Source organism: Erythrobacter sp. YT30 (assembly GCF_001542875.1).
Classification (GTDB): domain Bacteria; phylum Pseudomonadota; class Alphaproteobacteria; order Sphingomonadales; family Sphingomonadaceae; genus Erythrobacter.
In genome coordinates, this window is record NZ_LMAF01000002.1 from 654227 (window position 1) to 679194 (window position 24968).

16 protein-coding genes are annotated in these 24968 nt (G+C 56.2%); 12 read left to right on the forward strand and 4 right to left on the reverse strand.

The window, feature by feature from the left end; all coding sequences use genetic code 11:
- Positions 1-36: 36 nt before the first annotated feature.
- Both rpoC and rpoB read right to left on the reverse strand, forming a co-directional pair.
- Positions 37-4317, reverse strand: coding sequence for a DNA-directed RNA polymerase subunit beta' (gene rpoC / locus AUC45_RS07745; RefSeq protein WP_067600699.1), 4281 nt, complete (start codon positions 4315-4317; stop codon positions 37-39).
- A 73-nt stretch (positions 4318-4390) separates the two neighbouring features.
- The gene (gene rpoB / locus AUC45_RS07750) at positions 4391-8578 is read right to left on the reverse strand and encodes a DNA-directed RNA polymerase subunit beta (RefSeq protein WP_067600706.1); all 4188 of its coding nucleotides are present in this window, start codon (positions 8576-8578) and stop codon (positions 4391-4393) included.
- A 482-nt stretch (positions 8579-9060) separates the two neighbouring features.
- On the opposite strand from rpoB, the gene AUC45_RS16090 reads away from it, so the two are divergent.
- The 11 genes from AUC45_RS16090 (at position 9061) to AUC45_RS07805 (ending at position 20751) form a co-directional block, all read left to right on the forward strand.
- Positions 9061-9192, forward strand: coding sequence for a hypothetical protein (locus AUC45_RS16090; RefSeq protein ID WP_255356288.1), 132 nt, complete (start codon positions 9061-9063; stop codon positions 9190-9192).
- 25 nt (positions 9193-9217) lie between these two features.
- Complete coding sequence (locus tag AUC45_RS07760) at positions 9218-9763, forward strand: DUF2975 domain-containing protein (RefSeq protein ID WP_233998588.1); 546 nt, start codon at positions 9218-9220, stop codon at positions 9761-9763.
- Positions 9763-9990, forward strand: coding sequence for a helix-turn-helix transcriptional regulator (locus tag AUC45_RS07765; RefSeq protein ID WP_067600716.1), 228 nt, complete (start codon positions 9763-9765; stop codon positions 9988-9990). Before AUC45_RS07760 ends, AUC45_RS07765 begins: the two co-directional genes overlap by 1 nt.
- 306 nt (positions 9991-10296) lie before the next feature.
- Entirely contained in the window at positions 10297-10812 is a 516-nt protein-coding gene (gene rplJ / locus AUC45_RS07770; protein WP_067600719.1) for a 50S ribosomal protein L10, read from the forward strand.
- A gap of 72 nt (positions 10813-10884) precedes the next feature.
- Positions 10885-11265 carry a 50S ribosomal protein L7/L12 gene (gene rplL, locus AUC45_RS07775; protein WP_067600722.1) on the forward strand — a complete coding sequence of 127 codons (381 nt, stop codon included), beginning with the start codon at positions 10885-10887 and terminating at the stop codon, positions 11263-11265.
- 211 nt (positions 11266-11476) lie between these two features.
- Positions 11477-12778 (forward strand): MFS transporter, encoded by a 1302-nt coding sequence (locus AUC45_RS07780; protein WP_067600725.1) that lies wholly within the window; start codon positions 11477-11479, stop codon positions 12776-12778.
- A gap of 115 nt (positions 12779-12893) precedes the next feature.
- Positions 12894-14294, forward strand: a complete 1401-nt coding sequence (locus AUC45_RS07785; RefSeq protein ID WP_067600728.1) for an MATE family efflux transporter — start codon at positions 12894-12896, stop codon at positions 14292-14294.
- Positions 14295-14410: 116 nt separating this feature from the next.
- The gene (gene groES / locus AUC45_RS07790; RefSeq protein ID WP_067603648.1) at positions 14411-14698 is read left to right on the forward strand and encodes a co-chaperone GroES; all 288 of its coding nucleotides are present in this window, start codon (positions 14411-14413) and stop codon (positions 14696-14698) included.
- 53 nt (positions 14699-14751) lie between these two features.
- Positions 14752-16404: a chaperonin GroEL gene (gene groL, locus AUC45_RS07795; protein WP_067600731.1), complete on the forward strand. Its 1653-nt coding sequence runs from the start codon at positions 14752-14754 to the stop codon at positions 16402-16404.
- A 233-nt stretch (positions 16405-16637) separates the two neighbouring features.
- Entirely contained in the window at positions 16638-18764 is a 2127-nt protein-coding gene (locus AUC45_RS07800) for a hypothetical protein (protein WP_067600734.1), read from the forward strand.
- 142 nt (positions 18765-18906) lie between these two features.
- Complete coding sequence (locus AUC45_RS07805; protein WP_067600737.1) at positions 18907-20751, forward strand: DUF885 family protein; 1845 nt, start codon at positions 18907-18909, stop codon at positions 20749-20751.
- A gap of 76 nt (positions 20752-20827) precedes the next feature.
- Here AUC45_RS07805 and AUC45_RS07810 read toward each other — a convergent pair whose 3' ends face one another.
- Positions 20828-23143, reverse strand: a complete 2316-nt coding sequence (locus AUC45_RS07810; RefSeq protein ID WP_067600739.1) for a DUF305 domain-containing protein — start codon at positions 23141-23143, stop codon at positions 20828-20830.
- A 297-nt stretch (positions 23144-23440) separates the two neighbouring features.
- Here AUC45_RS07810 and AUC45_RS07815 point away from each other — a divergent pair, with 297 nt between their 5' ends.
- Positions 23441-24511 (forward strand): serine hydrolase, encoded by a 1071-nt coding sequence (locus AUC45_RS07815; protein ID WP_067600743.1) that lies wholly within the window; start codon positions 23441-23443, stop codon positions 24509-24511.
- Between the two features lie 107 nt (positions 24512-24618).
- Here AUC45_RS07815 and AUC45_RS15540 read toward each other — a convergent pair whose 3' ends face one another.
- Positions 24619-24915, reverse strand: a complete 297-nt coding sequence (locus tag AUC45_RS15540) for a hypothetical protein (protein ID WP_082701032.1) — start codon at positions 24913-24915, stop codon at positions 24619-24621.
- Between the last annotated feature and the right edge of the window lie 53 nt (positions 24916-24968).

Genomic DNA, 24968 nt, shown 5'->3' on the forward strand with positions numbered 1-24968 from the left:
GCCGCAGCGGGGTCATTTGATTTGGTCAGCACAACCTTATTCGGCTGCGGCAGTATCTCCGCCGCCCATGGCAGCTTTCATCGCTTCCTCGCTCGAAACCGGATCGGCCTCTGGCTCGGGCTCGGGAGCATTCGCCGCAGCAAGCGCTTCCTGCTGCTTCTTCCACTGAGCTTTCAGCGCTGCGTCGCGGCTCGATGCCGTCACGCGCATACGGTTCATGCCAGCGCCCGTACCAGCTGGGATAAGGCGACCCACGATGACGTTCTCTTTGAGACCGATCAGCGTGTCCTTCTTGCCTTCAACCGAAGCTTGCGTAAGCACGCGGGTTGTTTCCTGGAACGAGGCAGCCGAGATAAAGCTGCGAGTCTGCAGCGATGCCTTGGTGATGCCCAGCAGGATCGGATTACCTTCGGCAGGCTCTTTGTTCTTGCCAAGCTTGGCATTCACTTCGAGCATTTCGGCAAGGTCGACCTGTTCACCCGGAAGCAGCGTGGTGTCGCCACCCTTTGTGATTTCAACCTTTTGCAACATCTGGCGAACGATCACCTCGATGTGCTTGTCGTTGATTTTCACGCCCTGCAGTCGGTAGACTTCCTGGATTTCGTTGACGAGATACTCAGCAAGTGCCTCGACACCCAGAACCTCCAGAATGTCATGCGGGTTAGGCGAGCCAGAGATCAGAGTATCGCCCTTCTTCACGAAGTCGCCTTCCTGAACGTCGATGACCTTGGTCTTCGGGATCAGGTATTCGACGCGGTCACCCTCTTCAGGAACAATCGCAATCTTGCGCTTCGCCTTGTACTCGCGAACGAATTCGATCTTGCCAGAGATCTTGGCGATTACCGAAACGTCCTTAGGCATACGTGCTTCGAACAGTTCGGCAACACGCGGCAGACCACCGGTGATGTCGCGGGTTTTTGCCGCTTCACGCGATGCACGGGCAAGGATGTCGCCGGCTTCAACTGTTTGGCCATCTTCAACCGAAAGCGTCGTACCCGGAGCGAGCATATAGCGCTGCGCTTCAGTTTCATCCGCATCGGTCTGACCTTCGCCGAGAAGAGTCATTCGCGGACGCAGTTCCTCTTTCTTCTTGCGACCAGTTGCCCGGTTTTCGGTCACGACACGCTGCGCAATACCGGTGGCGTCATCAGTCTGCTCTTCCAGCGTCGTGCCTTCGACCAGATCCTGATACTTCACCACACCCGATTGCTCGGTGATGATCGGCAGAGTGAACGGGTCCCATTCAGCCAGACGATCGCCTTCTTTCACCTTGGCGCCATCCTTGAAGTGCAGGACGGTACCGTAAGGCACCTTGTGCATTTCACGCTCACGGCCCTCTGCATCGATCACCGCGATCTCACCGTTACGGGCAAGCGAAAGGATACGTCCTTTCTTGTCCGTAATGGTCGGCATGTCGCGCAATTCGACCTTACCATCAGAGATGGCTTCGAGGTGCGATGTCTCGTTGAGCTGCGCAGCACCACCAATGTGGAACGTACGCATCGTCAGCTGCGTGCCAGGTTCGCCGATGGACTGAGCGGCGATAACGCCGACAGCTTCACCGATATTCACAGGCGTGCCGCGAGCAAGATCGCGTCCGTAACAGGTAGCGCAAACGCCCTGCTCTGCTTCACACACCAGCGGTGAGCGAATCTTCGCGGATTGCACTTCAGCTGCTTCGATCGCTTTCACCATCGATTCATCTACCAGGGTGCCAGCGGGAACAATCACTTCATCGGTGGACGCGTTGACGATGTCCTCTGCGACCGTGCGGCCGAGAATACGCTCACCCAAAGAAGCGATCACTGAACCACCTTGGACGATCGCACGCATTTCAAGCGCGTTTTCAGTCTTGCAGTCCTCTTCGACAATCACGCAGTCTTGCGACACGTCAACCAGACGGCGAGTCAAGTAACCCGAGTTTGCCGTCTTCAGAGCTGTATCGGCAAGGCCCTTACGAGCGCCGTGCGTGGAGTTGAAGTATTCAAGGACGTTGAGACCTTCCTTGAAGTTCGAGATGATCGGGTTCTCGATGATTTCGCCCGAAGGCTTGGCCATCAGGCCTCGCATACCGGCGAGCTGCTTCATCTGCGCTGGCGAACCACGCGCACCGGAGTGGCTCATCATGTAGATCGAGTTGATCGGCGCTTCTTTGCCATCCTTGTCGATCGGCGTTGCCTTAATGCGTTCCATCATCGCATCAGCGACAAGGTCACCACATTTCGACCAAGCATCGATCACCTTGTTGTACTTTTCCTGCTGGGTGATGAGACCGTCCTGATATTGCTGCTCATAGTCAGCAACCATCGCTTTGGTGTCTTCAACCAACTTTTCCTTGGCGTCAGGAATGATCATGTCATCCTTACCGAAGCTGATCCCGGCCTTAAACGCGTGGCGGAAACCGAGGACCATGATGGCATCGGCAAACAGCACCGTGTCTTTCTGACCGGTGTGACGGTACACCTCATCGATCACGTCACCGATATCCTTCTTGGTGAGAAGGCGGTTGATGATGTCGTAAGGCACCTTGCTGTTCTTCGGCAGACATTCACCGATGAGCATGCGGCCAGGCGTCGTGACAAAGCGCTTCATCACGATATTGCCATCTTCATCGGCCTGCGGAACACGGGCGATGATCTTGGTGTGCAGCGTGACAGCTTTCGTTTCGAGAGCCTGGTGCACCTCTGCCATATCGGCAAAGCGCGGCAGTTTCTCTTCCTTGGTGCCATCTTCGTTTTCTAGGAATTCGGGTGTCTTTTCCTGCCGCTCCATGGAGAGGTAATAGAGACCCAGAACCATATCCTGCGAAGGCACGATGATCGGCTTACCGTTCGCGGGTGAGAGGATGTTGTTGGTCGACATCATCAGCACACGCGCTTCGAGCTGTGCTTCAAGGCTGAGCGGAACGTGCACAGCCATCTGGTCACCGTCAAAGTCAGCGTTGAAGGCCGAGCAGACGAGCGGGTGAAGCTGGATCGCCTTGCCTTCGATAAGGACCGGCTCGAAAGCCTGAATGCCGAGACGGTGAAGCGTTGGCGCGCGGTTCAGAAGAACCGGGTGCTCCCGGATCACTTCGTCCAGGATGTCCCAGACTTCCTTGCGCTCCTTCTCGACCCACTTCTTCGCCTGCTTGAGGGTCATCGACAGACCCTTGGCATCAAGGCGGGCGTAGATGAACGGCTTGAACAGCTCGAGCGCCATCTTCTTCGGCAGGCCGCACTGGTGCAGCTTGAGCTCAGGACCGGTCACGATGACTGAGCGCCCGGAATAATCGACGCGTTTACCGAGCAGGTTTTGACGGAAGCGGCCCTGCTTGCCCTTGAGCATGTCGGAAAGCGACTTCAGCGGACGCTTGTTCGCGCCGGTGATGACACGGCCGCGGCGGCCGTTGTCGAACAGCGCATCGACAGCTTCTTGAAGCATACGCTTTTCGTTGCGGACGATGATGTCCGGCGCGCGCAGCTCAATCAGGCGCTTCAAACGGTTGTTACGGTTGATGACGCGGCGATAGAGATCGTTGAGATCCGACGTCGCGAAGCGGCCGCCATCCAGCGGCACCAGCGGGCGCAGCTCTGGCGGGATCACCGGGATCACTTCGAGGATCATCCATTCCGGGCGGTTGCCGGATTCGATGAAGCTCTCGACGACCTTCAGGCGCTTGATGATCTTCTTGGGCTTGAGCGTCGATTTGGTGGTCGCCAGCTCTTCGAGAAGGTCTTCGCGCTCCTGCTCCAGATCGAGGTCCATCAGCATGACTTTGACCGCTTCTGCTCCGATGTCAGCGGAGAAGGCGTCTTCGCCATATTCGTCCTGCGCTTCGAGCAGTTCGTCTTCGGTCAGCAGCTGGAACTTCTCAAGCGGGGTCAGGCCCGGCTCAATCACAACATAGCTCTCAAAGTAGAGAATACGCTCAAGCTGCTTCAACTGAATATCGAGCAGCAGGCCAATGCGCGAAGGCAGCGACTTCAGATACCAGATGTGCGCGACTGGAGCGGCGAGCTCGATGTGGCCCATGCGCTCACGGCGGACTTTGGTGACGGTGACTTCAACGCCGCACTTTTCGCAGACGACGCCTTTGTACTTCATGCGCTTGTACTTGCCGCAAAGGCATTCGTAGTCCTTCACCGGACCAAAGATGCGCGCGCAGAAAAGGCCGTCACGCTCAGGCTTGAACGTGCGGTAGTTGATCGTTTCCGGCTTCTTGATCTCGCCGAAAGACCACGAACGGATGCGCTCTGGCGAGGCGATGCCGATCTGGATCTGGTCAAAGGTTTCCGGCTTGGCCAGTTGGTTGGTGAATTTGGTCAGTTCATTCATTTCTCAAATTCCTCACTTGGAGGTGAAATCTTCAGAGCGGAGTTAAGAGCGGGGACTGAAAAGTCCTGCACCCCTATTCCGCTGCCTCCAGCATATCGCCGTCGTCATCATCCTCGTCGCCGATGGATGTGAGTTCGACATTCATGCCCAGCGAGCGCATTTCCTTTACGAGAACGTTGAAGCTCTCCGGAATGCCCGCTTCGAAGGTGTCATCGCCTTTGACGATCGCTTCGTAGACCTTGGTACGGCCGACAACGTCATCGGATTTGACGGTGAGCATTTCCTGCAAGGTGTAGGCAGCGCCGTATGCCTGCAGAGCCCAGACTTCCATCTCACCGAAGCGCTGTCCGCCGAACTGTGCTTTACCGCCCAGCGGTTGCTGGGTGACAAGCGAGTATGGGCCGATTGAGCGAGCGTGAATCTTGTCGTCGACCAGGTGGTGCAGTTTGAGCATGTAGATGATGCCTACGGTCACCTTACGGTCAAACGCTTCGCCGGTACGGCCATCATAAAGCGTCGATTGGCCAGAGCTGTCGACACCGGCTTTCACCAGCATATCGGACACATCTGCTTCGCGTGCGCCATCGAACACTGGCGTGCCCATCGGGACACCAGCGGACAGATTGGTCGCAAGCTCAACGATTTGATCGGTTGAACGGCTCTCGAGATCGTCGAAATACTGCTCGCCGTACACATCCTTCAGCCGCTCAACGACAGCTTCAGGAGGTTTGACGCTCTTGTAGTCTTCGGCGGCGTTGGGGTTGGCAGCCTTCCACTCTTCAAGCTTGCCAGCAATATCCATGCCGAGCCCGCGAGCTGCGAAACCGAGGTGGGTTTCGAAGATCTGCCCGACATTCATACGCGAAGGCACGCCCAGCGGATTTAGCACAATGTCGACGGCCGTTCCGTCTTCAAGGAACGGCATGTCTTCGACCGGAAGAATGCGAGAAATCACACCCTTGTTCCCGTGACGACCAGCCATCTTGTCACCTGGCTGCAGCTTGCGCTTCACCGCGACGAAGACTTTGACCATCTTGAGAACACCTGGAGCAAGCTCATCGCCGCGCTCCAACTTTTCCTTACGGTCTTCAAACTTCGCATCAATCAGAGCAACCGCATCGTCATACTGCGATTTGATCGCTTCGATCTGCTGCTGACGCGCATCGTCAGCAACGGCGAACTTGAACCATTCGTGCTTCTCGACATCCGCGAGAACCTGCTCGCCGATTTCGATGCCTTTTTTGACGCCTTTCGGAGCCGCCGAAGCGGTTTGACCGAGCAGCATGTCCTTCAGGCGGTTGTAAGTCGCGCGATTGAGAATGTTGCGTTCGTCGGCCGCATCCTTGCGCAGACGCTCGATCTCTTCGTTCTGGATCGCACGGGTACGGTCATCGATCTCGATACCGTGACGGTTGAACACGCGCACCTCGACGATCGTCCCTGCAACACCAGGAGGCAGCCGCAGCGAAGTATCGCGAACGTCAGAGGCTTTCTCACCAAAGATGGCGCGCAGAAGCTTTTCTTCCGGCGTCATCGGGCTTTCGCCCTTTGGCGTGATCTTGCCGACAAGAATGTCACCGGGGTGAACTTCAGCGCCGATATAGACGATGCCAGCCTCATCGAGGTTGCGCAGCGCTTCCTCACCGACATTCGGAATATCACGAGTAATGTCTTCCGGCCCAAGCTTCGTATCGCGAGCCATGACTTCGAACTCCTCGATATGGATCGAGGTGAAGACGTCATCCTTCACGATGCGTTCGCTGATGAGGATGGAGTCCTCATAATTGTAGCCATTCCACGGCATGAACGCGACGAGGCTGTTCTTGCCCAGCGCGAGCTCACCCAGATCGGTCGAAGGACCATCAGCGATGATATCGCCTGGCTCAATGACTTCGCCCACTTTCACAAGCGGACGCTGGTTGATGCAGGTGTTCTGGTTTGAACGCTGGAATTTCTGCAGCGTATAAATGTCAACGCCGGACTGGCCCGCTTCAACATCACCGATCGCGCGGATCACGATCCGGGTCGCATCGACCTGATCGACGATACCGCCGCGTTTTGCAGCGATAGCCGCGCCAGAATCGCGCGCAACAGTTTCTTCCATACCGGTGCCAACCCATGGCGCTTCGGCTTTCACCAAAGGCACGGCCTGGCGCTGCATGTTCGATCCCATCAGAGCGCGGTTGGCGTCATCGTTCTCAAGGAACGGGATGAGCGATGCTGCAACAGACACCAGCTGCTTCGGCGATACGTCCATCAGCGTGATCTGATCATTGGGCGCCATCAGGTTGTCACCAGCCTGACGTGCGGAAATCAGATCTTCTACGAAAGACCCGTCATCGGACAGCTCAGCTGAGGCCTGCGCAACGGTGTGGCGTTGCTCTTCCATGGCTGAGAGATAGATCACATCGCCGGTAACCTTGTTATCGACCACCTGACGATACGGCGTTTCGATAAACCCGTACTTGTTCACTCGGCTGAACGAGGCCAGCGAGTTTATGAGACCGATGTTCGGGCCTTCAGGCGTCTCAATCGGGCAGATACGGCCATAATGTGTTGGGTGAACGTCGCGGACTTCAAAACCAGCGCGCTCACGCGTCAAGCCGCCCGGGCCAAGCGCCGACACGCGGCGTTTGTGGGTGACTTCGGACAAGGGGTTCGTCTGGTCCATGAACTGCGAGAGCTGCGATGAACCAAAGAATTCACGCACGGCAGCCACAGCAGGCTTCGCATTGATAAGGTCGTTGGGCATGACGGTCGAGACATCGACCGAAGACATGCGCTCTTTCACCGCACGCTCCATACGCAGGAGGCCAACACGATACTGGTTTTCGAGAAGCTCACCGACAGAGCGAACACGGCGATTGCCGAGGTTGTCGATATCGTCGACTTCGCCCTTACCGTCCTTAAGACCAACTAGCTCTTTCACGACAGCAAGGATGTCCTCCTTGCGCAGCGTCGTTACCGTATCTTCGGCATCAAGGTTCAAGCGCATGTTAAGCTTCACACGGCCAACCGCGGAAAGGTCATAACGCTCACCATCGAAGAACAGACCTTCGAACAGAGCCTCTGCTGTCTCCTTGGTCGGCGGTTCACCTGGGCGCATCACTTTGTAAATGGCTTCCAGGCCTTCATCGCGATTTTCCGCTTTGTCGACTTTCAGCGTGTTGCGCATCCAAGGGCCAGTGTTGACCTCATCAATGTCGAGGAGATCAAGCTTGTCAAAGCCAGCTTCATCAAGCGCTTCAACATGTTCGAGAGTGAGTTCATCGCCCGCCTCAACATAGATACGACCGGTGCCTTCATCGATCATGTCATATGCGGCATAGCGGCCCACGACTTCTTCGGTTGGAAGCAGCAAGTCTTTGAGGCCGTCTTTTTCAGCCTTGTTGGCTGCACGCGGGCTGATCTTTTGGCCAGCTGGGAAGATTTCTTCGCCGGTCTTTGCATCCACCAGCGCGAAGGCAGGCTTTGCCCCCCGCCATTGCTCAGCAACGAACGGGATTTTCCAACCGTCTTTTGCGCGCTCCCAAGACATGATGTCGTAGAAGTGCTGGAGGATGCCTTCGCTATCGAGGCCCAATGCGTACAGCAGCGCCGTAACCGGCAGCTTACGCTTACGGTCGATACGAACGTTGACGATGTCTTTGGCGTCAAATTCGAAGTCGAGCCAGCTACCGCGATAAGGAATGACGCGAGCTGCAAACAGGAGCTTGCCCGAAGAGTGCGTTTTGCCACGGTCATGATCAAACAGAACGCCAGGCGAACGGTGCATCTGGCTCACGATCACACGCTCGGTGCCGTTGACGATGAACGTGCCGTTCTCGGTCATCAACGGCATATCGCCCATGTAAACGTCTTGCTCTTTGATATCGAGGACCGAGCGCGTTTCGGTTTCCTGATCGACTTCAAAGACGATGAGGCGCAGCGTCACCTTCATCGGCGCCGCATAGGTAATGCCGCGCTGACGACACTCTGTCGTGTCGTATTTCGGCTCTTCTAGTTCGTAGTGAACAAAATCGAGCTCTGCCGTGCCTGCAAAATCGCGGATCGGAAATACGCTGCGCAGTGTCTTTTCAAGACCCGAGACATATCCGGTTTCCTTATCGGAACGCAGGAATTGCTCGTAACTTTCGCGCTGAACCTCAATGAGGTTTGGCATATCGACAACTTCGTGGATGTCGCCGAAGATTTTGCGGATGCGTCTTTTCGCCGTGCCTTTTGCTGCTCGGCTGCGGGTTGCTTTCGCCTTGGTCGCCATGGAGGGGATGTGCCTCTTTTTGTCATAGAAGCGCGAGAAGAAGCCTCGCGCATTACCTTATCCAGTCGTCACGCGAGACTGCAGCCAGATAACGACGCAAAAGAGCCGCCTTCTAAAACTCACCCCTTTTGGGCCGTTTCAGATGCAGCTTTCATCGTCGCGAATATGGCAAAGCGCCGCTTCCATTCTTGGTCCGATCCGTCGCGCATGAATCAGTCCGGCTCGAAGCTGGCCTTGGCAGCCATGTAGGAAGAGCAAAGGGGCACGTCAACCGGGCATGCGGTGATTCGAAAACTGAGCCAAGTGCGCGCCACAGCAACGCTAAAAGCACCACGCCATCTTATATTGAAAAACAATATGACCGAAATATCGCTTTTCGATCATGGCCTTATCGTTTTTCAATATTTATTGATTGACGATAAATCGAACTTCTCCTAGCTAGGTGTTATTGAAATTCAATAAGAGCTTTATAGGAGAACGATATGACACAGCTTTTCACACAATCCCTCGCAATCTGCGCAGCAGCCATTCTGGCCTTCGCATCCATCGGCGCCATCGTCACTGTCCCGCCGGCAGATGCCAGCACGCCCACTTCAACAGCAGAGCTGGCCTAAGCCGCACGAAGTACTGGAGCGAACCATGACCGACAAACCAAACGACTTGCTGCTGCTGGCGGCGAAAGTCCTGACTATTATCATGCAAGCCGCCATTGCCCTTGGAGGTGTATTTATCCTGCTCGCAATTCCGTTGATGCTTGTCTTTCAGGACATGATAAACGCTGAAATTGCTTCCGAATTTGATGCCGCTGTCGGGGCATTTCCTGCCCTAACTGTGGCGGGAACGTTGGGCCTTGTGCTCGGTCTTTTGGCACTTGGCTTTGTTTTCTTCGGGAAACTGCGAGCCATCATATCTACGGTCGGCGACGGCGATCCATTTGCTGATGAAAACGCTGATCGCCTTACACTGATGGGGTGGGTGACGATCGCTGGCCAAATACTTCTGATCCCGATCTCTGGGCTGGCCTTGATGGTCGCCAAATGGGCCGAACCGATGGAAAACGCCGACATCACCATTGATGCAGGGCTCGACATCGAAGGCATATTGCTAGCGCTTATCCTGTTCATCCTCGCCCGTGTGTTCAGACACGGTGCCCGGATGCGCGACGACCTGGAAGGAACCGTGTGATGCCTGCTGATGATGAAGGAGCCATGATCATGGTCAAACTCGATGATCTTCTACACGAACGTCGCATGACGCTTACTGAACTTGCAGAAAGAGTTGGTCTCACACTTGCCAATCTCTCGATCCTGAAAACAGGCAAAGCCAAAGCGATCCGGTTCTCAACCCTCGCCGCGATCTGCCGCGAATTGGAATGCCAGCCGGGCGATCTGCTGGAGTATTCTGCCAGCTGATCGTGACAGAACAGCTTGACTTTCGAGGCGTGCAGGCTAATTGCGCGCCTCGATTGCTTTTGCAGTCATCCGTCCGAGACAGTTGCTGAGCGGAATATGCCGTTCTTAATTTGCAGCCTAGGCGGGGAAAAGAGATTTCCGGTTCGCCATGCGCGACCTATTGGCAATTGATTTGCCCTCCTTCCCCATCGTTGGACCCATTCCTTGCCGAATATCGGCTGGGGCCTTGTCGGTTAGCGGCAAGGTGAAATGTGAGCCGGTCGTGCGGACCTGAACATTCGCTCGGCCATAATGAAGGAGTATGGCATGGATCGTTCGCAAAAAGCCGATGCGGTTGCCCAGCTCAACGACGTCTTCAACGAGGTCGGCGTGGTGGTTGTAACCCGCAACCTCGGCCTGACGGTGGATCAATCCACCGAACTGCGCGGGAAGATGCGTGAAGCAGGTGCATCCTACAAGGTTGCGAAGAACCGTCTCGCCAAGCTCGCCCTGAAAGACACCGATTACACCGGGATCGAAGAATTTCTCTCCGGCCCAACTGCCTTGGCATGGTCTGAAGACCCTGTCGCAGCAGCCAAAGCGGCGGTCGATTTTGCGAAATCGAACGACAAGTTGGAAATCGTCGGTGGATCGATGGGCACGCAGGTACTCGACGAAGCTGGGGTCAAGGCGCTCGCCTCGATGCCGAGCCTCGATGAACTGCGCGGCAAGATCGTTGGCCTCGTCAACGCCCCGGCAACCAAGGTTGCTCAGGTCGTCAACGCGCCTGCGAACAAGCTGGCCCGTGTGTTTGGTGCCTATGGCGCCAAGGACGCAGCTTAAGAGACATTATTCGCGAACAACGAAACATCTGGGGTGAATTGAAGACCCCGCCTATTATTTGGAGTGAACATCATGGCTGATATTGCCAAGCTTGTTGAAGAACTTTCGAAGCTGACCGTCCTTGAGGCAGCTGAACTTGCAACTGCCCTCGAAGAAGAGTGGGGCGTAAGCGCCGCTGCTGCTGTGGCTGTTGCTGGCCCCGCTGCTGGCGGTGGTGACGGCGGCGCTGCTGCTGAGGAAAAAGACGAATTCGACGTCATCCTCACCGGCGACGGCGGCAAGAAAATCCAGGTCATCAAAGAAGTCCGCGCCATCACTGGCCTGGGCCTCACCGAAGCCAAGGGTCTTGTCGAAGGCGCACCGAAGCCTCTCAAAGAAGGCGTTGCGAAAGCAGAAGCCGAAGAGATCAAGGGCAAGATCGAAGCAGCCGGCGGCACCGTCGAGCTCAAGTAAGCTTCGTTCAGTTCCGACTGAAAGGAAGGGGCGGTGCCAGCGATGGCGCCGCCCTTTTTTTGCGCCGCAGACCCTGAACTCTTGCGCACGTCCAAGACGGCGTACGATCCAAGGTTCAGCCAATACAGCGCGCGTCGTGTTGAGGCCGTACCGGTAGGATCACTTCTGGACCGAAAGCATTGTCCACTTATGACGCACGCAGGAAGCCGCCATGGCTAATTCGACAGATTGGCTTGACCCCGCCTTCGAGGCCATCGCCATTGACGACGATGGAAGGGCGTGTTCGGATATTCCTGAAAGCGCTTGCCAAGACGAAGCCGGAAATTTCTTCGCTCATGTAACGGCGTTGTCGCTTTCAAAGAGTTCGGACGCTCTCATTGATCCTAAGCTTGTCCTGAGCTGGCTCATTCCCGCCGTCGGCGCGCCCGCTGCGCTGGTCGGACTGTTAGTCCCGATACGCGAGGCAGGCGCGCTTTTGCCGCAAATGTTCACCGCCGAAAAACTGCGCCAATTGCCGAAGCGCAAATGGGCATGGACCGCAGGAGCAATTGTCCAGGGATTGGCGGCGTTGGCGATCGCGATGTCGGCTGTGCTCTTATCAGGACTGGCGGCGGGATTGGCGATCGTGATCGCTCTTGCCGTCCTTTCGCTGGCGCGCAGCGTGTGCTCGGTGTGCTATAAAGATGTTCTGGGTAAGACCGTCGACAAATCACGCCGGGGCCGCGCTACAGGCCTCGCCAGCTCTCTGGCTGCGAGCGTCGCGATTGGTTTCGCCGCTATTCTTTACTTCGGTCCCGCTGATCGGTTTGATGTGGTGGTGGGCGCGCTTTTTGCCGCCGGGGTGATCTGGATAAGCGCGGGCCTTGTTTTCACCAGGCTTTCGGAGAAAGCAGGGGCAACCGAAGGTGGCGAAAACGCATTCCAATCTGCGATCGATAATCTCAGCTATTTCAAGACCGAACCGCAGCTCCGGACTTTCATTGTGACACGGGGTTTGCTGACAGCGACCGCTTTTGCACCGCCCTTCATGGTCGCACTGGGATCGCAGGGCCAATCTAGCCCTGAAAACCTGGGCCTGCTCGTTTTCTCATCGGCCCTCGCCGCACTCTTGAGCAGTTTTATCTGGGGCAGTCTGGCGGATCGATCGAGCAGAAGGGTGCTTCTTCTGGCCTCGGTGATTGGCGCAGCGGCGCTGGCGGGCACAGTGGCTTGCTCTATTTTTGCGCTGATCGAGAACGACTATGTTATGCCAGTCTTTCTGTTTGTTCTCATGGTTAGTTACCAAGGGGTGCGCCTGGGACGTTCGACCCATCTTGTCGACATGGCCAATACCGAAACCCGCGCGGCGTTCACAGCCCTTTCCAACACCGCCATCGGGCTAGTGCTCCTGGCGGGCGGCGCATTTAGCCTGATCGCCAGTATGGCGGGGCTTGAGGTCACGTTGGCGATCCTAACAATGATGTGCGGATTGGCTTGCTGGTCAGCTGGTCAGCTAGAAGAGGTTCAGGAATAGAGCGGAAGCGCGCGCTTGCTAAGTGACCTGCAGGCCTCAGAACCAGCCTTAAAGATCTGGAGCACAAAACTAGACCTTTCGCCGACTCGCACATGAGCCTATCCGGGCCGGCTTTATGCGCGAGATGCAACCTCTTCGAACGCCAAGTTGGGGCGGTGAAGTTCGGGCGACTTTGTTGCTTGCCGGGCCGCTGGCGCTCGCCAATTTGCTGCAGATGCTGACCTATGCGGTGGATGTTATCTTTATCGCTCGATTGGGCGAGGGTCAGCTTGCCGCGTCGTCTCTCGTGATGGCGATCTTCGGGCTCATTGTTTGGGCTTTGAGTTCTCTGACTGCTGCGGTTGCACCTTTAATTGCCGCACAATTGGGAGAGAACCCTAATGCCGTTCGCCCCGTTCGGCGCGCGGTTCGCATGGCGTTATGGTTGTCCGTGATTTCGGGAGCTGGCGGGATGGCGCTCGCGCTTCTTACGATTCCGGTGATGTATGCCACGGGTCAGCCGCCCGAGGTGATCGCGTTTGCCATTCCCTACCTTTTTGCAGTCGTATGGTCATTGATCCCGATGGTTATCGGCAATGTCCTGCGCACCTACGTCTCGACGTTGGGACGCCCGATCTTCGCGACGGCGATCACGGCATTTGGCATCGGCGTGAATGCAGTCGGCAATTATGCGCTTATTTTCGGTAATCTCGGCATGCCGCGATTGGAACTTATCGGTGGAGGCATAGCGACCATCATCACGACGACGGTGACAATGCTTGTCTATGTCGCTGTTATCCGGTTCGACAAGAAGCTTCATCGCTACCGCATATTCGGCAAATGGTGGCGAGCGGATTGGCCAAAGTTCTGGGAGATCATCCGGATCGGAACACCTATCGCACTAACCGTGATTGCGGAGGCCGGAATCTTCGGGGCAGCAGCATTCTTGATGGGCCGGTTCGGCGCGTCAGAGCTTGCTGGACACACAATCGCGCTCAACATCGCTGCTTTCGCCTTTCAGGTGCCTTTCGGTGTTGGACAAGCGGCGACCATTCGTGTGGGCTTTTTCTATGGCGCGCGCGATCGCCAGGGGATCAAGCAGGCAGGCTGGGTGGCCATCGCAATTGGAACAGGCTTCATGTTTTTGACTGCCAGCGCAATGATCTTTGCGCCGAATGTGCTCTTGTCGATCTATCTTGATCCATACGCGGCAAAGAACGCAGCGCTTGTCGCCTTTGCGCTCCAATATCTTGTCTGGGCAGCAGCGTTTCAGATCGTTGATGGGCTGCAGGCGGTTTCTCTGGGATCGCTCCGTGGGCTTCAAGATACGCGCGTGCCGATGTGGATCGCGGTTTTCAGCTATTGGGTGCCAGGATTCGGGCTTGCCGTCAGCCTTGGCTTTTTCACCCCGCTCGAAGGTAATGGCGTGTGGATCGGCCTTGCCACCGGACTGTTTTTTGCGGCGGCTTTGTTGACGTGGCGGTGGATGCGGCGCGAGACCTTGGGGCTAACCGTCAGGCACAGCCCCGCACCCTGAAAAAATTTCACTTAATGCTGTTGACTCATGCAGGCCGCGCAACCACATGCGCCGCACTGGCACTCTCGTGGTGAGAGTGCCAATCAATGTTTCAATTCAAGAGAAAGGTCATAAAAATGGCATTTCGTCCCCTGCATGACCGCGTAGTGGTTCGTCGCATCGAAGCAGACACCAAAACCGCTGGCGGCATCATCATCCCCGACTCAGCTCAAGAAAAGCCAAGCGAAGGTGAAATCGTCGCTGTTGGCGAAGGCGCCCGTGATGACGATGGCGATCGTATCGCTATGGACGTGAAAGCTGGTGATCGCGTGCTGTTTGGCAAGTGGTCAGGCACCGAAGTCAAGATCGACGGCGAAGACCTGCTGATCATGAAGGAAAGCGACATCATGGGGATCATCGGCTGATCGCCGTCCCTTTCACGCTTTTTCAAATAAACTGAATTTCAGGAGAAACACCAATGGCTGCTAAGGACGTACAGTTCGGCCGCGAAGCCCGTGAGGGCATCCTCAAGGGCGTCGATACGCTCGCAAACGCTGTTAAAGTGACGCTCGGCCCGAAAGGCCGCAACGTCGTAATCGACAAAAGCTTTGGCGCGCCGCGCATCACCAAGGATGGTGTGACTGTTGCCAAGGAAATCGAGCTTAAAGACAAGTTCGAAAACATGGGCGCTCAGATGCTGCGCGAAGTCGCGTCTAAAACGAACGACCTCGCTGGCGACGGCACCACCACTGCAACCGTTCTGGGCCAAGCGATCGCTCGCGAAGGCATGACCGCTGTTGCAGCTGGCATGAATCCGATGGATCTCAAGCGCGGCATTGATCTCGCAGTCGACAAGGTCGTCGAGAACCTCAAGAGCCGTTCGAAAGACGTCTCTGGCTCGTCTGAAATCGCCCAGGTCGGCGTGATCTCTGCAAATGGCGACAAGGAAGTTGGCGAGAAGATCGCTGAAGCCATGGACAAGGTCGGCAAAGAAGGCGTCATCACCGTTGAGGAAGCCAAGGGCCTCGAATTCGAACTCGACGTCGTTGAAGGCATGCAGTTCGACCGTGGTTACCTGTCGCCTTACTTCATCACCAACCCGGACAAGATGACCGTTGAACTCGACAACCCTTACATCCTGATCCACGAGAAGAAGCTGTCGAACCTGCAGGCGATGCTCCCGATCCTTGAAGCGGCTGTGCAGTCAGGCCGTCCGCTGTTGATCATTGCGGAAGACATCGAAGGCGAGGCGCTCGCAACTCTGGTTGTGAACAAGCTGCGTGGTGGCCTGAAAGTCGCTGCGGTCAAAGCACCAGGCTTTGGCGATCGTCGCAAAGCGATGCTTCAGGACATTTCCATCCTCACCAAGGGTGAAATGATCTCAGAAGATCTTGGCATCAAGCTTGAGAACGTTACGCTCGGCATGCTGGGTGAAGCGAAGCGCGTCACCATCGACAAGGACAACACCACCATCGTTGATGGTGCTGGTTCTGAAGAAGACATCAAGGCCCGCGTTGGTGAAATCCGCACGCAGATCGATAACACCACCAGCGACTATGACCGTGAGAAGCTGCAAGAGCGTCTTGCCAAACTCGCAGGCGGCGTTGCCGTGATCAAGGTTGGCGGTGCTTCTGAAGTCGAAGTGAAAGAGCGCAAGGATCGCGTTGACGACGCGCTGCACGCAACCCGCGCAGCCGTTGAAGAAGGCATCGTCCCCGGCGGCGGCACGGCTCTTCTTTACGCTACGAAAGCTCTTGCTGGTCTTAAAGGCGAGAACGACGATCAGACTCGCGGTATCGACATCGTTCGCAATGCGATCATGGCGCCGGTGCGTCAGATCGCTCAGAATGCAGGCCATGACGGCGCAGTCGTTTCCGGCAACCTGCTTCGCGAAGATGACGAAACGCAGGGCTTTAACGCTGCAACTGACGTGTACGAGAACCTCGTCGAAGCTGGCGTGATTGACCCGACCAAGGTTGTTCGCACCGCGCTGCAAGATGCGGCATCGGTTGCAGGCCTGCTGATCACGACCGAGGCAGCGATTACTGATGCTCCGGAAGATAAGGCCGCTGCTCCTGCAATGCCCGATATGGGCGGTATGGGCGGAATGGGAGGTATGGGCGGCTTCTAACGCCCAACATCTCTTAGCTTACAAAAAAGCCTCGTCGGAGCGATCCGGCGAGGCTTTTTTAAGATCAGCTGAGGGCAGACGACCGAAAATTACAAGTGAAGGTACAGAATTCTAGATATCTCCTCAAATATCGGAGCGGCAGTTAGTTAGGTAAGTCAATATGATTTACTTATCAAATTCGCCTTTCTCACTGATCGTCGGGTCGCACAATACCACGATGACAGGAGAGTATCATGCCAAATCGCCTACCTTTTTCTGAACCCAGTCCCTCAGGTTCTGTCCGCGCACGCGAAGCCAAGCGGCAACGCGATCTTGCAACCGAGATATCGCGGCTGAGACCGCAGGCCCTCACCAAATCCAACGGGGAAGAACTCGAACAAGGGCAAAACCAAGTTTATCCCGCCAACTTTACAAAGGGGCTGCTGCACGATGGCAATGGCCTGTTGGCGGATCCCGATCATTATCGTGAATTCGTCGAAGCTATCAATTCGCCCGACATCACCCTGTTTGAAAAGCACGTAACCACTGCGCAGGATGAAGGTGTCACCTACAACTGCACAGTAGCCGGCGAGACGCCCGGTTGGCGCGGTTGGGAAAGCCCGCGCTCGGGCCATGTCTATGAATTGCAAGGTCCCGATGCGGGCGCAGTCGGAATGGCTCCTGCACCTCGCATGCGTTCAAGCGAGTTTGTCGCTGAAATATGCGAAGTCTACGGCATGGCTATCTTGCGGGATGTGCCATTCAGCGAGATTGCAAGTGGCGGCGGCGCCCGCATCACCGGGGGCGATCCAGCGATCGCGGCCAATGCCGAACTGACATCTAGCGAGGTCGTCGATGCGCTCAACACACTGCCGTTCTTTGATGAGAACGGCACCCGCCGCTCCTCAACCCCTACGCGTAATTTTGACGGCTATAACGCATTCGAAGCAAACCGCTTGGACGCAAGGCTGCAAGGGGGAGCGCTGACGACACAAACCCTGTTCAGAGGTTCTACCCCAGGCGCTCTTGAAGGCCCCTATATTTCCCAGTTCATGGTCGCCGGAAACACCAGTCGGCTTGGCGGAATGAATGGTGGATCAGCGAGTTTCCCCGGAACACAGGCCAATTTTGATGCCGAAGATGGTTTCATCAATTATGGCAACCAGATCATCGATCAGCGCAGCGTCATGCACCAGATTGGCGTCGATCATATGACCGAGTGGAGCCACTGGCTCGATGTGCAGAATGGGGCAAATTTTGGCGCGCTACCTGCAAACACTTGGGAAAGTGATCGAAGGTTCATCACCACTCCGCGCGATCTCGCAACCTATGTGCACTTTGACGCGCTTTATCAGGCCTATCTCAACGCGGCCTTGCTCTTGCTGGGCGCGGGCGCGCCATTCCAGCGTGGCTTTCCCGAACCATCTGTAAGCGAACGGCGCACGCCATTTGCCACTTTCGGCGGACCGCACATTCTGAGCCTTGTAACTGAAGTCGCGACACGGTGCCTCAAGGCTGTGCGCCGGCAAAAATTCAATTACCACCGCCGCGCACGTCCCGAGGCGACAGCGGCATTGCTTTCATTCGCGCTGGGTGATCGCAACGGGCACCTAAACGGCACGTCGCTTGATGAATTGTTTGGCGTGCAGGCAAACAGCATTCGCGAAGCGGAAGCCGAACTTCCCGATGCAATCCGGGCTGCCGTGATTGAGCACAATCGCTTGCAGAACCGGCCTGAGATTGAGGCCCTGCGGGCCGTAGAATGTGTGCCCGATGGCCGTCCGGACGCCTTTGGCACACAACCCAATTGGCGTGACAGCAACCTCCTCTTGCCGATGGCTTTTCCAGAAGGCTCTCCGATGCATCCTGCCTATGGCGCGGGCCATGCGACAGTTGCTGGCGGGTGCGTCACCATGCTCAAGGCTTTCTTTGAGATGTACACCGATAGCCGCGGTGAAGAAGAGCGCATCCTAGACCTGGACGGCAATGCAACGGTTTGGGAGCCCAATTCAACAGGCACACAATTGCAAGTTGTGCCGAACACCACTCTCACCATTCAGGGAGAGCTTGATAAGCTGGCGGCCAATATCTCAATCGGGCGTAATATGGCCGGGGTGCATTACTACTCCGACTATTATGACAGCGCTCGTATGGGAGAGCGGATCGCGATTGGCATCTTGATGGAGCAAATCCCATCATACGGCGAAGAGGTCGAGATCATGTTCAAGAGCTTTGACGGTGATCTCATCACAATTGCTGGAACATCCGCAAGCTGCCCATCGCTTGTGATCTGCGATGCTCAAGGCAATCAGGTCTCCCCTCGCGATTGGTGGCTGCGCCATGTCGTTGGCGAAGAAATCATCGAAGATTTCGGCGCCTGATAACCGGTAGCATCCAGCACCAAACAAGAGCCTCGTGAGACGTTCGTCTCTCGGGGTTTTTGTTTCGTCGAATAGCCCCCTTCCCAATCTCGGCGCGCTGCCGCATGGACCCCGGATAGATTTTATCTTGAAGGGACTACCATTGAAAACGAGACTTGCTGCAGCTCTGCTCGCGTCTGTCGCGCTGGCAGGATGCGATGCGCTGATAAGCCCGGTTGCCACGATTGAGTGCGCTGGTGAACAAACAGAGTGCCTGAATACTTGGTTCGAAGAGAAGTTTGAAGAGCAACTTGCCTTCAGCCCAATCACGCAGACCGCGCTCGGCCGGAAAACCGATTATGACAAGATCGACGATTTCAGTGCGGATGCTCAGCTTGAACAGCTCGAATGGATGCGCGCCGCAACGGCTGAGATGGAAGCGAATTTCGATTACGATGCGCTGACACCCGATGCAAAGCTATCCTACGATATGTGGAAGTTCCGTCTCGAGCAGGCAGAGCGCGCATGGGAGTTCCGTGAGCAGGCCTATGTGTTGCACCAAATGGGATCTGCTCAATCAAATCTGCCCACCTTTCTGCTGACCCAGCACAAGGTCGACAATGAAAGCGACATGCAGGCATTTATTACGCGCATTGGTGCGATTGGTACGGCGATGGACCAATTGCTCGCCCGCGCACAGGCCAATGCCGAGGCTGGAACACGCGCGCCGCGTTTTGCCTATGACGCAGTAATAGAAGAGTCGCGCAACCTGACCACCGGTGCGCCCTTCGATGATGGCGATCCTTCCGCTTTGTGGTCGGCAGCCGAGAGACATCTCGAAAGTCTCGTTGAAAAAGGCGAGATCACCGAAGAGCGGGCCGAGGAACTGCGGGCCGAAACACGTGCCGCGCTTACAGATGAATTTGCCCCCGCCTATGGCCGCGTCATCGATTGGTACACGGCGGACAAGCCGAATACCGATGAAGCGACAAAGGGCGTTACCGCACTTCCCAATGGCGATGCGTTCTATGCGGCCAGCCTGAAAGAGATGACCACCACCGATTTGACGGCGGACGAAATTCACGAATTGGGCCTTGCCGAAGTTGCGCGAATTCAAGAGGAAATGCGCGCGATCATGGACGAGGTCGGTTTTGAGGGAAGCCTGCAGGAATTCTTCGAATTCACCCGCACCGACCCGCAATTCTTCTATCCCGACAACGATGCGGGGGCGGAGCAATACATCGCGCAAGCGAAGAAACACATCGACTTCATCAATGGTCGACTGCCAGACTATTTCGGCATTCTGCCAAAGGCTGATCTCGAAGTGCGCCGGGTGGAGCCATTCCGTGAACAGGATGGTGCGGCACAACACTACAGCCCCGGCACGCCTGATGGATCGCGACCCGGCATATATTATGCGCATTTGTCCGATATGAATGCGATGCCGATCCCTGAACTGGAATCGATCGCCTATCATGAGGCCAATCCGGGCCACCACATGCAGGTGTCGATTGCGCAGGAATTGGAAGGCGTTCCGAAATTCCGCGCGCAAGGCGGTTTTATCTCTGCCTATGGCGAAGGATGGGCGCTTTACACCGAACTTCTCGCCAAAGAAATGGGCGGATACGAGGATCCGTATTCCGATTTCGGCCGCCTATCGAGTGAGATTTGGCGTGCGATCCGGTTGGTCGTCGACACCGGTATCCACGCGAAAGGATGGAGCGAGGAAGAGGCGGTGCAATACGCGCTTGAAAATTCGCCCAACCCAGAGGCCGCCGTGCGGTCTGAAGTGCAGCGCTATTACGTGCTTCCAGGACAAGCGACTTCGTACAAAGTCGGCATGATCAGGATTCAGGAACTGCGCGCAAAGGCTGAAGAGGAACTGGGCGAAGACTTCGACATTCGCGGGTTCCACGACACGGTATTGGGTGGCGGCGCCGTGCCGCTCAACATTCTTGAACAGATGGTGGATCGCTGGATTGCGAAGGTGAAAGCGGAAAACGCCTGACCCATTTCCACCCTACAAAAAGGGGCCGGGAAAGCGTACTGCATTCCCGGCCCCCTTTTGTTGCAAGCGTCGCGCCTTATCCGCCTTTGCGGCTTTCAGCAGCGGCTTCGATCACATCTTCATCCCATGTTACCTGCGTCTGAGTCTGCGGGTTGAAGCGGGTGTTGGCATAGCTCGCTGCCTCGGCAGCGGCGATTTCAGCTGCGGTAAGGTGCTCGCTTGGCTCTAGGGCAAACACATCGACGCCGCGCGTAATCTCGGTCGCGTAAACGCGTCCGTTGTACCAGTAAGAGGACCAGTAACCGCCAACCACAAGTTGCTCCTCGCTGATCGGTCCGCGATCGAAGAAGGCGATTTCTTTGGGGTTGGCGCTGTCAGTGAAGTCCATCACGCTAAGCCCGCCCTGATACCAGCTTTGCACGAAGATATCGCGACCCGGTACAGGAATGATCGAACCATTGTGCGCCACGCAGTTTTCGGTTTCGCTTTGCGGGCCAGGCATCTTGTAATGGCTGCGGAATTCAAGTCTTCCGTCGACGATGTCGTAGATCGCATTCGCGCCCCACGTCATCGGATCAGATGCCTTGCAGCGCGGGCGGCCCCCGCCGCCCCATTCGTCAGTGAAGACAACCTTTGTGCCGTCATTGTTAAATGTGGCTGAGTGCCAATAGGCAAAACCCTTATCGAAGACCGCATCGATCCGGACGGGATTCATCGGATCTGAGATGTCCATCAGGATGCCGTTGCCAGAACACGCGCCAGCGGCGAGATTTAGGCTCGGGAAGACAGTGATGTCGTGGCATTGGTTGGTCTGGCGCGTATCTTGGGCGCCCTCTTCGCTCTCGCCACCTTTCCATAGGCCAGCGATCTCACCCGTTTCGGCATCTGCGAAAACACGTGGGCTGCTGATAATGCGCGACTGCGAAGGGTCAGCCAGCGGGATCTCAATCACGTCGATACTGAACAGGGCTGTGCGGCTGTCCGATGGGTTATCAATGCAGCGCGAAAGCTCTTCCTGATCGCGAACGACGGATGTGCCAGAATTATAGACAATGATTTTTTCGTCATCCGCACTCACGACCGAGTGCGTGTGGCTGCCGCGGCATGTCTGTACCTGACCGACCTGGCGCACTGCGGTGAGATCGGAAATGTTGAACACGCGAAGACCGCGGAAACGCTCGTCAGATACGTCGCCTTCCACGCCCTGAAGGCCGCAATCAACGCGTCCTCGGGTCTGCTCGACACTCATAATGAGGATGTCACCGACGACCGAGACGTCGCCCTGCCCGCCGGGGCAGACGACGGAACTCATCAGATTCGGTACGCCGTCTTCGCCAAGCTTGTAGATGTTGAAGCCGTGATAATTGCCCGCGACCATGATGTCGTCAAAGAAGGCCATATCGGTGTTCGCGAAATCGAGCAGCGGCGAACGCTCAGCGAATTCGGTGAGGTCTTCTTCATCTTCATTATCGTTCGAGCGCTCGGATTCCTCGCCTTCTGTATTGGCGAGTTCTTCAGCCGCTTCAGCGTCGCTGGTTTGGCCTTCTTCATCCTCACGAGGTGGAACGGCAGGCCGCAAATCGGCTGGGTTATCGGGGTCGAAAAAACCAGCGGGTTTGCTGAGGCTCACGACCTTGCGCAGATTTGAAATCGCTTCGCCCGCATCGGCAAATCCGGCGGTGAGGCCCGCTCGCGGATCGGGCGACAGCTCTGCCAGAAGCTCATCCATCCGTTCGATCTCGGAAGTTTGATCGCTTTCGATATCGCCAACGAAACGGAAAAGGATCGGATCAGAAGCGCTGCCCGGCTGTTCGAGCAGATCCTCGACCATGTCTATCGCCCCTTCGTGGTGAGCGATCATCAGGGTAAGGAATTGGCGATCAAATTCGGTGCCCTCAGCAGCTGCCAGTGCCTCCATCTGGGCAGGCGTTGCCATACCGGCCATCTGCGAATGATCGACCATTGCGTGGTTTGAATGGTCCATTGCTGAATGGCTCATGCTGCTGTGGTCGATCCCCACCATCACGGTCTTTTCGCCGCGCGCGGTCAGCCATTCATTCATGAATGTGATTTCGTCTGCCTGGCTCGAAAGGATACGACCCGCAATCGTGACGACACCTTCATTGTTTGTGCGGTCTTCGACCAGGTTCGCCATGTCGACTGCTTGCTGATGATGAACGATCATGCCCTGCATGAAACCAACGTCTGCATCGGTGTATTTTGAACCAGCAAGTTGGCTCGCCTCAGAGGCGGACAAAGTTCTGCTGTCCTGCCCAGGAGCGCCCGGCTGCACGATCGGCGCGCTTTGGGCAAAGGCGAGGCCAGAAGTGCCAAGCAATAGAGCAGACATAGCAATGCGCGAGGCGCACGCGGCGGATTTTGGATGGATCATTGCGATTTCCCGTTGATGGTCCGAATGTGAATCGTCGTCTTGACAAGTGCCCGTCTCACAGCGCCAGTCAAGTCAAAACCCCCAATTGCGGCCTTCTGTATTGCCACGGTCAAATCGCGCAACGGACTGCGCTTTGAGCGGCGAATAAGCCGCCGAAAATGAGGCGTTTTGTGATTTTGTCTCTCACGTAGCACCGTTCGCCGCAGTCGATCAGCCGACTTGTTGCAGCGACGAGTCGTGCGATTCAAGATGGTTTCATTCAGTCTTAGGCAACCGTCTTTGAGTATATATCATTAAATGATTTCCATCTTCCGCACCCCCATCGCCGCCGCACTCGCTTTTGGTGCAGCCGTGTTTTCCGCGCCGATCGCCGCGCAAACAGCCGATTTTGAGGCGAGCTTTGATCGCGCGCTCGGCACCGACATGCGCGAGCCGCAATCGTTTGAGGCGATTTACGAGAGCTCTTTTGAGCAGCGTATTGCAGAGCTCGCGGACGGCAATCTCGGTCGCATCGGCGTTTACGCGGTTGATCTTGCAACAGGCGAAGAGATCTCTGTTTTGGGCGATCAACGTTTTCCGATGGCTTCAACCAGTAAGGTCGCGGTCGCTGCGACTTTCCTCGCCGGTGTCGATGAGGGCCGCTACAGCCTGACGAGCGAATACCCGTTGTTGATTCCTGTCCGGTCAAAGAAATTCTCAAGCGAAAAAGCGCCTGTTCGCACTGGCAATTACGTTCCTGCGTATGAATTGATCAGCCTGATGATCAGCAAAAGCTGCAACAGCTGCACGGATGCTCTTCTAAAGGCTGTCGGCGGCACTGAAGAAGTCAATAAATGGATGCGTCAGGCTGGGCTGAGCGATTTCGAACTTTCCCGCGACATCGCCACATTGGTGCGCGATGATGGCGAATTTGATCCGGTCGAATGGATCGATCCGCGCGACTCCGCAACACCCCGCGTCATGGGTCAATTGCTTGCAGGTATCTATCAGGGACGCTGGTTGAGCGCGAACAGCCGCAACTTGCTGATCGGCGCCATGGAAGAGACAACCACAGGCCGCCGCCGGATGAACGCCGCTTTGCCCGATGCGGCAGCTCTTGCTCACAAGACCGGCACCTTAACTCGCACAGCAAGCGATATTGGCATTTTCCGCCTTGCAGATGGGCGTGCAGTAGTAGCGGCGATCTATGTGACAGGACAAAGCAGCAGCTTGGCTGACGAAGCGCGCAACAAACGCGCATCAAGAGCCAAACGTGACGCACGGATCGCTGATATCACGCGCGCTCTTTACAACGGCTTTTCTGCCAAGGCTGGTTTGCGGCAGGATCCCACTAGGAACTGGACCGCAGAGCCCCGCACTGGCGGCTGATCCAGACCTCATTCGAGGTTAGAACCCCAAAGAAAAAGGCGGCACCGTTATGGCACCGCCTTCTCTGAAACGTCACCTGCTTGAGTAGGTGAGTTAGCTGGAAACGATTACTCGCCTTCGCCAGCCATCATTTCTTCAGCTTTGTCGCCGGCTGCTTCAACTGCGCCGTCAACAGCTTCGGCACCGTCAGCAGCAGCACCTTCAACAGCTTCTGCGCCGTCTGCAGCAGCGCCTTCAACAGCTTCTGCGCCTTCTTCGGCAGCAGCGGTTGCGTCGTCAGCGACAGACTGAGCGTCTGCAGCCATTGCGTCTGCGGTTTCACCAGCTTTTTCAGCGGTTTCGCCGCAAGCAGCAAGGCCCAGAGCAGAAGTTGCAACAGCAGCGGCAAGAACGAACTTACGCATAATACGAATTCCCTTATTCAGCGCTAAATAGCGCGGTTTGAATACGCGTCGGG

Excerpts from the sequence above, each read along its gene's own strand:
- rpoC (WP_067600699.1), bottom strand. The coding sequence starts at position 4,317 with ATGAATGAACTGACCAAATTCACCAACCAACTGGCCAAGCCGGAAACC.
- rpoB (WP_067600706.1), bottom strand. The coding sequence starts at position 8,578 with ATGGCGACCAAGGCGAAAGCAACCCGCAGCCGAGCAGCAAAAGGCACG.
- AUC45_RS16090 (WP_255356288.1), top strand. The coding sequence starts at position 9,061 with ATGACACAGCTTTTCACACAATCCCTCGCAATCTGCGCAGCAGCCATT.
- AUC45_RS07760 (WP_233998588.1), top strand. The coding sequence starts at position 9,218 with ATGACCGACAAACCAAACGACTTGCTGCTGCTGGCGGCGAAAGTCCTG.
- AUC45_RS07765 (WP_067600716.1), top strand. The coding sequence starts at position 9,763 with ATGCCTGCTGATGATGAAGGAGCCATGATCATGGTCAAACTCGATGAT.
- rplJ (WP_067600719.1), top strand. The coding sequence starts at position 10,297 with ATGGATCGTTCGCAAAAAGCCGATGCGGTTGCCCAGCTCAACGACGTC.
- rplL (WP_067600722.1), top strand. The coding sequence starts at position 10,885 with ATGGCTGATATTGCCAAGCTTGTTGAAGAACTTTCGAAGCTGACCGTC.
- AUC45_RS07780 (WP_067600725.1), top strand. The coding sequence starts at position 11,477 with ATGGCTAATTCGACAGATTGGCTTGACCCCGCCTTCGAGGCCATCGCC.
- AUC45_RS07785 (WP_067600728.1), top strand. The coding sequence starts at position 12,894 with ATGCGCGAGATGCAACCTCTTCGAACGCCAAGTTGGGGCGGTGAAGTT.
- groES (WP_067603648.1), top strand. The coding sequence starts at position 14,411 with ATGGCATTTCGTCCCCTGCATGACCGCGTAGTGGTTCGTCGCATCGAA.
- groL (WP_067600731.1), top strand. The coding sequence starts at position 14,752 with ATGGCTGCTAAGGACGTACAGTTCGGCCGCGAAGCCCGTGAGGGCATC.
- AUC45_RS07800 (WP_067600734.1), top strand. The coding sequence starts at position 16,638 with ATGCCAAATCGCCTACCTTTTTCTGAACCCAGTCCCTCAGGTTCTGTC.
- AUC45_RS07810 (WP_067600739.1), bottom strand. The coding sequence starts at position 23,143 with ATGATCCATCCAAAATCCGCCGCGTGCGCCTCGCGCATTGCTATGTCT.
- AUC45_RS07815 (WP_067600743.1), top strand. The coding sequence starts at position 23,441 with ATGATTTCCATCTTCCGCACCCCCATCGCCGCCGCACTCGCTTTTGGT.
- AUC45_RS15540 (WP_082701032.1), bottom strand. The coding sequence starts at position 24,915 with ATGCGTAAGTTCGTTCTTGCCGCTGCTGTTGCAACTTCTGCTCTGGGC.